This is a genomic window from Streptomyces sp. NPDC127190, assembly GCF_042672505.1.
GTDB lineage: Bacteria > Actinomycetota > Actinomycetes > Streptomycetales > Streptomycetaceae > Streptomyces.
The window spans coordinates 107,330-119,968 of record NZ_JBHXVE010000007.1; the positions used below are offsets into that span (position 1 = coordinate 107,330).

Here is a 12,639-nt window from a genome sequence, read left to right on the forward strand (position 1 = left end):
ACCCTCTCTGGCTCGAGTGCCCACGCTTGGGGCTGGTGCTGCCGCCCTCCGGAGATCGCCCGTGAGGTCGCGGCGACCTCTCCACACCCCACCCCCCCCCCCCCCCCACCGCATGGCCCTGCGTCGGGGGTCAATCGACATGTAGTTCAGTTTTCAAAACCCCCTTGTTCAGCGTGAGCGTCGCCGGAAAGGCGCAGCTCAGGTGTGGAAACGCCACGTGAGAGGCCCTGTCTTCAGCCGATTCGAGCGCGCCCGTTATTGGAACGTTACCTAACGGCCCGTTGTCGTGTCCGGTTGCGCGGTCCTACTGTCACCGAACGTCGAAGCGCATCGATTCGCATTGCTTCCGCCCCTCCCGACGTCAGGCCACCGGACGCCTCGGCGTCGGCCGCCCGCCGGTCGGACCACGAAAGCGAAGCGCCGCACCTACGGACCCGCACCCGAAAGGCCAGGACCCGCCATGCACCCTGCCCCGCGCCTCTCCCGGCGAGGACTGCTGGCCGTCGGCACGGCCGCGGCCGCTCTCCCTGTGCTCGCCCCTTCCACCGCCTCCGCCGCGTCCACCCGTGCGTCAGGGAGGGTCGGACACACGCCCTACACCTTCCGTAACGCGGAAATAGTCGGCGGCGGTTTCGTCCCCGGCATCGTCTTCAACCAGCGCGAACCCGGACTGGTGTACGCCCGTACCGACATCGGCGGCGCCTACCGGCTCGACAGGGCATCCCAGCGGTGGATCCCGCTCACCGACTGGATCGGCTGGGACGAGTACGGACACACCGGCATCATCAGCATCGCCACCGACGAGGTCGACCCGGACCGCGTCTACCTGGCGGCGGGCACCTACACCATGCCCGAATGGGACCCGAGCATGGCGGCGATCCTGCGCTCGACCGACCGCGGCCGCACCTGGAAGACGACTCCCCTTCCGTTCCGGCTGGGTGGCAACATGCCCGGCCGGGGCATCGGCGAGCGGCTGGTCATCGACCCGAACCGCAACAGGATCCTCTACCTGGGAGTGCGCGGGGGCCACGGACTGTGGCGCAGCACCGACTACGGCAAGTCCTTCGCGAAGGTGACGAGCTTCCCCAACGCGGGCAACTTCGTCATCGACCCCACCGACCCCGACGGCTACAACGGCGACAACCTGGGCGTGCTCCAGGTCGTCTTCGACAGGCGCACCGGCAGAGCGGGCAGGGCCACCCGGACCATCTACGTCACCGTCGCCGACAAGGACAACATCCTGTACCGGTCGACCGACGCGGGCGCGACCTGGGAACGCGTCCCCGGGCAGCCCACCGGCTTCATCCCGCACCACGCGGTCTTCGACCACGTCGGCGGCTATCTGTACCTGGCGACCAGCAACACCGCCGGCCCGTACGACGGGTCCAAGGGCGACGTGTGGAAGCTGGACACCGCCACCGACACCTGGACCCGCATCAGCCCGGTCCCGTCCACCAGCGACGACAACCAGTACGGATACAGCGGTCTGACCATCGACCGGCAGAACCCGGCCACCCTGATGGTGTCCACCCAGGTCAAGTGGTACCCCGACTGCCTCCTGTTCCGCTCCACCGACGGCGGCGCGAGCTGGACCCGCATATGGGACCTGGGCGCGAACTCCGAGCGCACCCTGCGCTACGACATCGACATCTCCGACGCCCCCTGGCTGACCTGGAACGCCTCGCCGTCGCTGCCGGAGATGGCTCCCAAGCTGGGCTGGATGATGGAGTCGGTGCAGATCGACCCCTTCGACTCCGACCGCTTCCTGTACGGGACCGGCGCCACCATCTACGGCTCGGACAACCTGACCGACTGGGACCGCGGCGGCACGGTGCACCTCTCCGTGCGGGCCCGGGGGCTGGAGGAAACCGCCGTCACGTGTGTGATCAGCCCGCCCGTGGGCCCCGCGCACGTCTTCTCCGGCGTGGGCGATGTCGGCGGCTTCCGGCACACGGATCTCCGCAGGGCGCCGAAGATGTACGACAGCCCGACCTTCGGCGGCACCCCGGCCCTGGACTTCGCGGAGCTGGCGCCGCACACCATCGTGCGGGTCGGCAACCCCACCAGCGGCTGGACCCAGCATTTCGCCATCTCCACCGACAGCGGCGGCACCTGGACGCCGTCGCGCAGTGAGCCGTCCGGCGTCACCGGGCCCGGAGTCGATGACCAGGCCGTCGCCATCAGCGCCGACGGCAGGCGGATCGTCTGGTCCCCGGCCGGAGCGCCGGTCAGCTGGTCCGACGACCACGGAGCGACCTGGACGGCTTCGAAGGGGCTGCCGGCCGGGGCCCCCGTACGCTCCGACCGGGTGAACCCGGCGACGTTCTACGCCTACGACTCCGGCGTCTTCTACGTCAGCACGGACGGCGGCAAGAGCTTCACGGCCACGGCGGCGACCGGTCTGCCCACCGCGGGGAACGTCCGGTTCAAGCCGGTACCGGGCCACGAGGGCGACATCTGGCTGGCCGGCGGCACCGACAAGCCAACCACCCCCACACCGTACGGGCTGTGGCGCTCGACCGACTCCGGAACGTCCTTCACCAGGTTCGACGCGGTGGACGAGGGCGACGTCGTCGGATTCGGCAAGGCCGCACCCGGCGCCACGTACCCCGCCGTGTACACCAGCTCCAAGATCCGCGGAGTGCGCGGCATCTTCCGGTCCGACGACGCGGGCCGGAGCTGGACCCGCATCAACGACGACCGCCACCAGTACGCCTGGACCGGCAACACCATGACCGGAGACCCCCGGGTCTTCGGCCGCGTCTACTTCGGGACCAACGGCCGCGGAGTCGTCTACGGCGATCCCCGGTGAGGTTCGGCTCCCGGCCGCCTCGCTCCGCACCTCCCGTCCCGAGGGGGAGACCGACGTAGCCCTGCCCCCACGGCAGGACGACCGATTTCTCCCCTCCTGTGTGATCCCCCACCCAGCACACATTCCGGAGGGCTGATGAAATTCCGTATCGGCTGGGCCGCGCTTCTTGCGGCTCTCGCTCTCGTCTGCGCCCTGCCGAACTCGGCAGCGGCAGCGTCTTCGACGTACTGGTTCAAGTACTACGCGACCGGCGGCAACGCCTCGACGTGGTACAGCGACGACAACAACTGGGGCGTGAACTCCTCGACCGGCACCGGCTTCGTCGCCATGGTCAACGGCAAGGACTGGGGCTGGACGTCCCCGGTGACCACACTCCCCAAGAAGATCCGCGACGTCAGCCCCAACAACACCACCTGGTTCAGCCAGTCCGCCTACCCGAAGTCCGGCTCGTACTACGACGCCACGTACGACATCTTCATCGACCCCTACCCCGCGCCGACCGACCGCAACTCCAAGACCGAGCTGATGATCTGGCTCAACTGGTACAACGCCAAGCCACTGGCCGACCACTACGACGCGAACGGCAACGCGGTCCCGGCCGCGACCAACGTCAGCCTGGGCGGCCGCAGCTGGGACATCTACGAGTACACCTGGAGCAACGGCGGCCACACCCTCAGTTTCCTGGACAGGAACAGGTCCGGCTGGTGGTCCGGCAGCCTCACCCCGTTCTTCCACTACGGTCTGAACAGGGGCTTCTACACCCAGGACCACTACCTCAACAGCGTCATGGCCGGCTGGGAATTCGGGCCGGGTGACTACACCGCTCACTCCTGGGGAGCCGTGGGCTTCTGACGCCCCCACCAGCCGCCCGGCTCTCCGTACGCAGAGCCGGGCGGCCCGGGGACCCCACGCAGTATCACCGACCGCAACACGCTCGGACGGGACACAGAATCCACCCGGCCACCGTCGACCGGCACTGACCGTTCGTCAACGAGATTCGCGCATCCGGGTGGCAGCGCGCCCTCCGTCTGGACCGATCGAGTTGTGGCGGCCCGGGACCGGCACCGGGAGCCCGAATAATCACGGTCCATGCAGCTCGTGACAGCACAACGCCGCGCGGGGCGCGCCCCCGTCGCCGTCACCGGACTGGGACTGGTCACCCCGGCGGGCGTCGGCCGCGAGGCGGCCTGGGCCGGGCTGTGCGCCGGGCTCTCCACCGCCACCGCCGACCCCGCCCTGGCCGGGCTGCCCGTGGCGTTCTCCTGCCAGGTGCCCGAGCTGGACGCGACCGGAGCACTCGGCCACCGGCTGGCCCGCCGACTGGACCGGTTCACCACCTTCGCGCTGCTCGCCGCCCGGGAGGCCGCCGCCGACGCCGGGCTCACCCCGGACACCTGGGACGACACGCGCGTCGGCGTGGTGATGGGCGTGGGCACCGGGTCCATGCAGAGCTGGCAGGCCGAGTTCGACCGGCTTGCCGAGCACACACCCGAACGCGTCTCACCGCTGGCCCTGCCGCGCAGCGTCCCCAACATGGCCGCCGCCGAGATCGCCCTCGACCTCGGCGCCCGCGGCCCCAACATGGTCGTCAGCACCGCCTGCGCCTCCGGCACCAGCGCGATCGGCGTCGCCCGCGACTGGCTGCTGTCCGGCCACTGCGACCTGGTCCTGGCCGGCGGCAGCGAGTCGGCCCGGCTGCGGATGACCGCCGCCTGCTTCGCCCAGATGCGTGCTTTGTCCCGCCGCTCCCACAGCCCGGAGAACGCCTCCCGCCCGTTCGACCGCGACCGCGACGGTTTCGTCCTCGGCGAGGGCGCGGCCGTGCTCGTCCTGGAGCGCACCACGGACGCCCGCGCCCGCGGCGCACGCCCCGCCGCCCTGCTCGCCGGGTTCGGCGCCTCCTGCGACGCCCACCACTTCACCGCCCCGCACCCCGGCGGCGACGGCGCCGCCCACGCCATCCGCGGCGCCCTCGCCGACGCCGGACTCGCCGCCGAGGACATCGACCACGTCAACGCGCACGGCACCGCCACCCCGCAGGGAGACGCGGCCGAGCACAACGCGCTGCACCAGGTCTTCCGCCGGCCGCCACCGGTCACCGCGGTCAAGGGCGCCATCGGGCACGCCATCGGCGGCGCCGGCGCCATCGAGGCCGCCTGCACGGTGCTGACCCTGCGCCATCAGCTGATCCCGCCCACGGCCAACCTGGACACACCCGACCCCGCGATGGACCTCGACGTCGTCGCCAAGGCCCCCCGCCCGCACCGGATACGAGCCGCCCTCAGCAACTCCTTCGGCTTCGGCGGCCAGAACGCCGTCCTCGCCTTCACCGCCGCCGACCAGTAGACCCGATCCCGGAAAAGGTATCCATGTCCTCGGAATCCACCTCCCTGGCAGGCGGCACACGCTCCTGGCCCACCGGTGAGCAGCTGATGGTCGGCGTCCTCGTCGCCGTACCCTTCCTCGCCCTGCTCGCCGCCGTGCCGCTGGCCTGGCGGCACGGGCTCGGCCCGGTCGACCTCGTGCTCGCCGTCGTCTGCTACCTGGTCAGCGGGCTCGGCATCACGGTCGGCTTCCACCGGCACTTCACCCACGGCTCGTTCAAGGCACGCAGGCCGCTCAGGATCGCGCTCGCCCTCGCCGGCAGCCTGGCTGTGCAGGGCCCGCTGATCACCTGGGTGGCCGACCACCGCAAGCACCACAAGTTCTCCGACCGGGACGGCGACCCGCACTCGCCCTGGCGCTACGGCCGCACACCCCGCGCCCTCGCCAAGGGCATGCTCCACGCCCATGTCGGCTGGCTCTTCGAGACCGAGCACGCCTCACCCCGGCAGTACGCCCCCGACCTCGTCCGGGACCGCGCGCTGATGCTGATCTCCCGGCGGTTCGGGCTGCTGGTCCTCGCCTCGATCGCCCTGCCGGCCCTGCTCGGTGCCGTACTGACCCGGTCCTGGCAGGGCGCGCTCACCGCGTTCTTCTGGGCCGGGCTGGTCCGCATCTGCCTGGTGCACCATGTGACCTGGTCGGTCAACTCCATCTGCCATGTCACCGGCGCCCGGCCCTTCCGCAGCCGGGACCGCTCGGGCAACGTCTGGTGGCTGGCGCCGTTGTCCTTCGGCGAGTCCTGGCACAACCTCCATCACGCCGACCCCACCAGCGCCCGGCACGGTGTGCTCACCGGCCAACTGGACGCGAGCGCCCGGCTGATCCGCTGGTTCGAACGCCTCGGCTGGGCCTACGACGTGCGCTGGCCGGACCGGCAGCGGGTGGCCGGGCGGCGTCAGGGCGCCGACGCACCCACCGCGCCGCCCGGGTGAAGTGCCGCCGGACCGGCGGTCAGGGCTTGCGGGCCACGCCCCCGTACAGCGGCTGCTGCACGCGGATCCGCATGTCCGGCTCCGGGTGCCAGTCGGTGGCCGGGACGACACCCGGCTCGCACAGCTCCAGACCGTCGAAGAACCGCAGAACCTCGGCGTGCGACCGCAACCGCACCGGGGTGCCCCCGGAGCGGTACACGGCGTCGATCCGCTCCCACACCTCCGGGTCGAACAGGTCCGAGCCGCCGTGGGACAGCATCAGGTAGCTGCCCGACGGCAGCGGGTCCAGCAGCGTGCGTACGACACCCCACGGGTCGTGCTCGTCCGTCACGAACGGCAGCAGCGCGACCAGCGACAGTCCCACGGGCCGGGTCAGGTCCAGATGCTCGCGGGCGAACGCCACGATCTGCTCCGGCTCGCGGACATCGGCGTGCACATAGGCGGTACGGCCCTCCGGGGTGCCCTGGAGCAGGGCCTCGGCGTGCCGCAGCACGATCGGGTCGTTGTCCGCGTACACCACCCGGGCGGCCGGCACGACGGACTGGACGACCTGGTGCAGGTTCGGCTCGGTGGGGATGCCGGTGCCCACGTCCAGGAACTGGTCGACGCCCTGGCGGGCGACGAAGCGGGCGGCCCGGTGCATGAACTCGCGGTTGGCCCAGGCCGTGTCCTTGGCGCCCGGATAGAACGCCAGCACCTGCTCCGCCGCCTCGGTGTCCACCGGGTAGTGGTCCTTGCCGTCCAGGAACCAGTCGTACATGCGGGCGGAGTGCGGCTTGCTGGTGTCGATCCGGTCCGGGCTGAATCCGGTGTCTGTCACGTCGGGTCTCCGTGGTCGAGGAGGATGGGTGTTCTCGCTGAGAGGGCGGTTGGTTGTCGTTGAGGAGGCGGCTGCTCCTGCCGGCGGGGGCGGTTGTCTCCGGTTGCTCGGCGGCAGGTGCCGGTCAGCGGCAGTGGCGGACCGCCGTGCTGTCGTGCCGTACCCAGACCGCGTCCACCACCCGGCCGTCGGGCAGGGTGTGCCGGGGCGGCCCGGTGTCCGGCACAAAACCGGCGCGGACCAGGGCGCCCAGGCTCGCGGCGTTCCCCGGTTCGGCGCCGGCCCGTATCCGGGCCAGTCCGGCGTGGGTGTGGGCGAGGACCGCGCCGGCGCCGAACAACTCCGCGCCCAGCCCCTGGCCGCGAAAGCCCGGCGCCAGCCAGCCGCCCATCTCGCCCCGGTCCGGGTCGAGTTCGAGCCCTCCGGCATAGCTCAGGTCGGAGCTGCGGACGCAGACCAGCAGCAACGCCCCGCTGCGGTCCGGGACATACGGCACGGCCAGCTGCCGCGGCAGCCTGCGGCCGTCGTCCCCGGCGGGCCGCCACGCGAGCAGCGAGCGCCGGCCGGCCGGGTCGGGCAGTACCTGGTCCGCGCGGGTGCCGAGCCAGCGCTGGGCCTCGGCGTCCGCGCTCGCGGCGAGCACCGCCGCCACGTCGAGCCGGTGGCGCGGCGTGAACAGCAACAGCCGCTCCGTGGCCAGGACATGCCGGTCCGGCCCGCATCGCCCCGGGACCGGCAGCGCGGACCTCGACCGCACCCGGCGGATGAGCGACCACACCACGAATGCCCCCGGCCGAACGGTGAACGCGGCGACCCGGAACCCGTACGGATGACGGACCGCCGTCGGGCACGGACTTCCCGCACCGGCGGTGAATCTACCGGGGATCGGGACGGCGGGGGCGTGCGGGGAGCCCGGCGCGTGCGGATCAGCCGACCCGCTCCTGCGAGCCGGGCTTGGGCCGGCTGGTCCAGGACGGGTCGGCGGCCGATCCGGAGACAGGGGTGATGCGGTGCATGGAGATCCTTCGCAGGAGTGGGGGGATGGTCCCGGTCCGGGGCGGGGCGGATGCCGCGCCGTGCCGGTACGGGGGTGGAGACGCCGGTGATGCCGCGGAACCGCCCCGCGGTACGGCGGGGTCGTGGTCGAGCCGTGCGGGCCCGGCGCGCCGGGCGGGGTGGTCAGCTGCGCGTCGCCGGCGCCACCGCCCGGTCGGGTATGGACGGCATGTCCCGGCCGCTGCCGGCCGTGTGCGCCACCGTGTCGGTGACCGGCTCGGAGGCGGCGAACACCGCGTCCGCGCGCAGCTTCGCCGGCACCGCCCGGGCGGCGGCCGGGCCGGGGCGCGGGGCCCCGGAGGCGAGCCGGTCGAGGCCGGAGGGCCCAGGGAGTCGACCGAGGCGCTCGCCTCCGGGTGGTCCGTACGGTCGGTGGAGGGAGGGCAGAGCCATCGCTGTGCGCCTTTCGTCCGGCCTCGCGTGCGGGGGTTTCGGTCCGGGCCGTGCGGAGTGGGGGTGAACTCGGGGTGTCGGGTTCTGCCGGCCGCTCGCCTGCTCCTGGCCGGCCGGAGCAGTGCATCCACTCTGACACCAGCCAACAACAGACCGCAACCAGCAAGTTGAAATTTGCAAATAGCCACATGCATGCTTCAGCCAGGACGCGATCGCATCACCGACGGGCGCGGTCGCGTGGCAGGCTGAGCCTGACACCGGTGAGGGGGTTGGGGCATGACCGCGGAGACCGACTGGGGCGGTGCCCCGTCCGTCCTGCGCATGATCCTCGGCCGCCGGCTGGAGGAACTGCGCAACCGGGCCGGCCTCAGCTACGCCGAGGCGGGCACGGCCATCGGCGTCAGCCACTCCACGATCCGCCGCATGGAGGCCGCGAAGGTGGCCCGGCTGCGGCTCGCGGACGCCGAGAAACTGCTCCGGGTCTACGGCGTCACCGACCAGGGGGAGATCGACACCTTTCTCGAGTCCGTGCGCGAGGCCAACAAACGCGGCTGGTGGCACACGTACCGCGATGTGATGGCCGACTGGTTCGCCGCCTATCTCAGCCTGGAACAGGCGGCGTTGCAGATCCGCGCGTACGAGAACCAGTTCGTGCACGGCCTGTTGCAGACCGAGGACTACGCCCGCGCCCTGCTGACCGCCAGTCATCCGCACGCGCCGGCGGAGGAGACGGAACGCCGGCTGGCACTGCGGCTGCGCCGGCAGCGGCTGCTGGCCCGGGAAGGGCCGCCGCGGCTGTGGGTGGTGATGGACGAGACCGCGCTGCGCCGGCCGGTGGGCGGCCCCGAGGTGATGCGGGCGCAGATCGGCCATCTCATCGACGTCGGCCGGCTGCCCCATGTCACCCTGCAACTCATGCCGTTCGCCAACGGACCGCATCCCGCGCTGACCGCCGGCGCCTACCACCTCTTCCGGTTCCGCGCCCGCGAACTGCCCGACGTCGTCTACCTCAGCGGGCTGGTCGGCGCGGTCTATCTGGACAAGGCCGACGAGGTCGTGGTGTACCGCGAGGCGCTGGACCGGCTGGGCGCCCAGGCCGAGCCCGCCCGCCGCACCGAGCCCCTCCTCGAGGCGCTGCGCAAGGAGATGTGAGGCCGAAAAGCGACGCAACCGGGCTCGTGGAAATACGGTCTTAGGTTCCGCCGACGGCCGGGAGCGACCCGGTCGCGACGTATCACGGGGGAACAGAAACATGTCCATGCCCAGCCGCAAGACCCTGCTCACCGCCACCGCCCTCACCGCCGGCCTGGCCCTGACCGCCGTGACACCGGCGCTCGCAAGGACCACCGAGAGCCGGCCCGCCCACGCCGCGGTCGCCCACTCCGCCCAGGGCGACGCGCGCAACGCCACCCAGCACGTCGCCGACTTCTACGGCGCCTACATCGACGCCGTCTGGGCCACCGATGACACGTCCGCCAGCCCCGCCGCCAAGGCACTGCGCGCCTTCTACCTCTCCACCGCCGCGCAGCACAAGGTCGCCACCTTCGAGCGCAAGGAGCACGCCGACGGCGTGCTGTTCGCCCAGAACGTGCCGGTGAAGTGGCAGGTCGCCTACACCGGTTCCGCCGCCGGGCACGCCACCAGCCGGGTCACCCTGACCTGGAGCGACGGGCCGCACGCCGAGGTCAGCCGGATCGACGTCCAGTCCGACCTGAAGACCTTGAAGATCACCGACCTGAAGCCGGTCCGCTGACCGCGGGCGTGCGGTCCCGCCCCGCCCCACTCGAGGCGGGGCCCACGCCCGCCGTGCCGCTCGGCCGCGCCCCCAGGGGAAGCGGGGGCGCGGCAAGGGCTCACCGGCCGGGCCCACGGCACACCGGCAGCCGGGATGCGCAGGCGGCCCCGGGTGCCGGGGCCGCCCGCGGGCGTCAGACCGGAACGTGCTCGTGGTGGCGGCTGATGTTCCGCTCCAGCAGCGCCAGGCACTCCGCGACACCGACACTGTCCGGTCCGGTCCGCGGCAGCCGGCCGTCCGCCTCCTTCAGCTCCAGCAGGGCCCGGTCGATGGCGGTCTGCGCCGCGAACAGGCACGGGGTGCTGTAGATGGCGACGTCGACGCCGAGTTCGGACAGCTCGCCCAGCGACAGCCGGGGCGACTTGCCGCCGGCGATCTGGTTGAACAGCAGCGGCTTGTCGCCGATGACGCGCCGCACCTTGTGGATCCAGTCGACGCTGCGCACCCCGTCCACGAGGACGACATCGGCGTCGGTCGCGGCCAGCGCCTTGGCCCGGCGCAGGATCTCGTCCTCCTCGGTCGCGTCGGTGCGGGCGACCACGACCAGCTCCCGGCGCGCCGACAGCACCATGTCGAGCTTCTCCAGGTACTCCTCCAGCGGCAGCACCTGCTTGCCGTCCACGTGCCCGCACCGCCGGGGCCGCTTCTGGTCCTCCAGGATGACCCCGGAGGCGCCGGCCGCCTCCAGGCTCTGTACGACGTGGCACGCGGTCTCCGGGTCGACGTAGCCGTCGTCGATGTCCACGAGCAGGTGCTGGCGCGGGAACGCCAGCCGCAGGCGCTGCACGAAGCCGACGATGTCCGGCCAGGCGATGAAGCCGATGTCCGGCAGGCCGTAGTGGGAGGCGGCGAAGCCGAACCCGGAGACGAACATCCCGTCGTAGTGCTGCGCCGCGACCGACGCGGAGAACATGTCGAACACGCCGATCAGGGGCGTGGTGCCGGGGGAGCCGATGGCGGAGCGTAGCCGGTTGGGGTGGGTCACGGTATCCTCCGTGGGACTGGTTGCGTGAGTCGTCTGCCGCTGCGGCCCTGCCCGCCAAAGCCGTGGCCGCGCGGTGTACTTCGCACCGGACAGGCCGGGTGCCCTTCAGCAGAAGGAGCGTCCGGCCTGTGTCGTCCGGTGCGGCGGCAGACTAAGGAACGGCTTTACCGAATCACAACCATCTCTTGGGTCTTCCGATACGGAAATGGCCGGACTCCGCCCCGCCTCCGCGCCCCGAAGTGTCTCCTTGCACGGCAGTGACCGCCGGGTTCGGTGGCACGGACGGAACAGGATGACCGGAAAGGTGCGTCCGCCCCTGCCGGTCGACCCGTTTTCACGCCTCGGGTTCGGCGCCGTGGTTACTCGCGCGGCCGTGATGGCGGCGCCGCTCGACCCGGGTGCGGTGCAGCGCGATCAGCGCGGCGTCGTCGTCCAGCCGGCCGCCGACATGCAGCAGTAGATCCCGCCGCACATGGTGCATCAGCGCCTCGGGACTCTCCTCCGTCCACCGGGCCACCCGGTCCGCGAGCGGATAGAACCGCCCCTGGGTGTCCCGCGCCTCCACCACCCCGTCGGTGTACAGCAGCAGCGTGTCACCCGGCTCGAAGGAGAACACGTCCAGCGTGTGCTCGTCGCTCGCCTCCACCCCGAGCGGCGGCGACGGATGCAGACTCGGCACGGTCACCACATGGCCCGGGCTCAGCAGCAGCGGCGGCGGATGACCGCAGCTGGTCATCCGGGTCACCGGATCCCGGTCCGGGATCTCCACCAGCAGCGTGGTGGCGAACCGCTCGCCCATCTCCTCCGGGGTGTCCAGATCGGCCGCGTACCGGGTGATGCTCTGCTCCAGTACGGCGGCCAGCTCCGCCAGGGTGATCCGCCGGTGCGCACTCTCCCGGAACGCGCCGAGCAGCAGCGCCGCCTCCCCGATCGCCGGCAGGCCCTTGCCCCGCACATCGCCGATCATGACCCGGACGGCGTTGTCGCTCCGGGTCGCCGCGTACAGGTCACCGCCGATCTGCGCCTCGTCCTCGGCGGCCAGATAGATCGAGGCGATCCGCAGCGGGCCGATCTGCTCGGGCAGCGGCCACATCAGCACGTGCTGAGCGGCCTCCGCGACCGTACGGACCTGCGCCAGCTGCGCCTGCCGGCGCTCGCGCAGCGCGCCGTAGACCACCAGCAGGATCGTCAGCACCGCGAGCGTGATGATCTGCACGACGTGGTTCTCGGTGCTCACCCCGCCATGGGTGAGACCGATCAGGATCTGCGCGGCCAGCGCGAGCCCCCCGATGGCCGCGGTGGTCCGCGGCCCGGCGAACGACAGCGTCAGCGCGGGCGCGATCACCAGGGCCGGGCCGAGATGGACATTGACCGGCGCCTGCATATCCACCGCGGTGATCACCACGATGAGCACCACCGGGAACAGCAGCAGCGCGCGGGGCCTCATGCCTTCCAGCCTGC

At 71.8% G+C, this 12,639-nt stretch carries 11 protein-coding genes; 6 read left to right on the plus strand and 5 right to left on the minus strand.

Annotated features, from left to right (window positions below; all coding sequences use genetic code 11):
* Positions 1-460 precede the first annotated feature (460 nt).
* From ACFVIU_RS13765 to ACFVIU_RS13780, 4 genes are all read left to right on the plus strand, one after another.
* Positions 461-2,812 (plus strand): xyloglucanase, encoded by a 2,352-nt coding sequence (locus tag ACFVIU_RS13765; RefSeq protein WP_385842578.1) that lies wholly within the window; start codon positions 461-463, stop codon positions 2,810-2,812.
* A 135-nt stretch (positions 2,813-2,947) separates the two neighbouring features.
* The gene (locus tag ACFVIU_RS13770) at positions 2,948-3,664 is read left to right on the plus strand and encodes a cellulase B precursor (protein WP_385842579.1); all 717 of its coding nucleotides are present in this window, start codon (positions 2,948-2,950) and stop codon (positions 3,662-3,664) included.
* Between the two features lie 237 nt (positions 3,665-3,901).
* A complete protein-coding gene (locus ACFVIU_RS13775) occupies positions 3,902-5,158 on the plus strand; it encodes a beta-ketoacyl-[acyl-carrier-protein] synthase family protein (RefSeq protein WP_385842580.1) in 1,257 nt (418 codons plus the stop codon).
* 23 nt (positions 5,159-5,181) lie between these two features.
* Complete coding sequence (locus ACFVIU_RS13780; protein WP_385842581.1) at positions 5,182-6,129, plus strand: acyl-CoA desaturase; 948 nt, start codon at positions 5,182-5,184, stop codon at positions 6,127-6,129.
* A 19-nt stretch (positions 6,130-6,148) separates the two neighbouring features.
* On the opposite strand, the gene ACFVIU_RS13785 is transcribed toward ACFVIU_RS13780, so the two are convergent.
* From ACFVIU_RS13785 to ACFVIU_RS13795, 3 genes are all read right to left on the minus strand, one after another.
* Positions 6,149-6,949: an SAM-dependent methyltransferase gene (locus ACFVIU_RS13785; RefSeq protein ID WP_385842582.1), complete on the minus strand. Its 801-nt coding sequence runs from the start codon at positions 6,947-6,949 to the stop codon at positions 6,149-6,151.
* Positions 6,950-7,073: 124 nt separating this feature from the next.
* Positions 7,074-7,730, minus strand: a complete 657-nt coding sequence (locus tag ACFVIU_RS13790) for a GNAT family N-acetyltransferase (RefSeq protein WP_385842583.1) — start codon at positions 7,728-7,730, stop codon at positions 7,074-7,076.
* 398 nt (positions 7,731-8,128) lie between these two features.
* Entirely contained in the window at positions 8,129-8,398 is a 270-nt protein-coding gene (locus ACFVIU_RS13795; RefSeq protein WP_385842584.1) for a hypothetical protein, read from the minus strand.
* A gap of 276 nt (positions 8,399-8,674) precedes the next feature.
* On the opposite strand from ACFVIU_RS13795, the gene ACFVIU_RS13800 reads away from it, so the two are divergent.
* Together ACFVIU_RS13800 and ACFVIU_RS13805 are read left to right on the plus strand one after the other, a co-directional pair.
* Positions 8,675-9,550, plus strand: coding sequence for a helix-turn-helix domain-containing protein (locus ACFVIU_RS13800; RefSeq protein ID WP_385842585.1), 876 nt, complete (start codon positions 8,675-8,677; stop codon positions 9,548-9,550).
* Between the two features lie 100 nt (positions 9,551-9,650).
* The gene (locus tag ACFVIU_RS13805; protein ID WP_385842586.1) at positions 9,651-10,151 is read left to right on the plus strand and encodes a hypothetical protein; all 501 of its coding nucleotides are present in this window, start codon (positions 9,651-9,653) and stop codon (positions 10,149-10,151) included.
* Between the two features lie 175 nt (positions 10,152-10,326).
* Here the strand turns inward: ACFVIU_RS13805 and ACFVIU_RS13810 are convergent, their stop codons facing one another.
* Both ACFVIU_RS13810 and ACFVIU_RS13815 read right to left on the minus strand, forming a co-directional pair.
* The gene (locus tag ACFVIU_RS13810) at positions 10,327-11,178 is read right to left on the minus strand and encodes an oxaloacetate decarboxylase (protein WP_385842588.1); all 852 of its coding nucleotides are present in this window, start codon (positions 11,176-11,178) and stop codon (positions 10,327-10,329) included.
* A 334-nt stretch (positions 11,179-11,512) separates the two neighbouring features.
* The gene (locus ACFVIU_RS13815; RefSeq protein WP_385842589.1) at positions 11,513-12,625 is read right to left on the minus strand and encodes a PP2C family protein-serine/threonine phosphatase; all 1,113 of its coding nucleotides are present in this window, start codon (positions 12,623-12,625) and stop codon (positions 11,513-11,515) included.
* Positions 12,626-12,639: the final 14 nt, after the last annotated feature.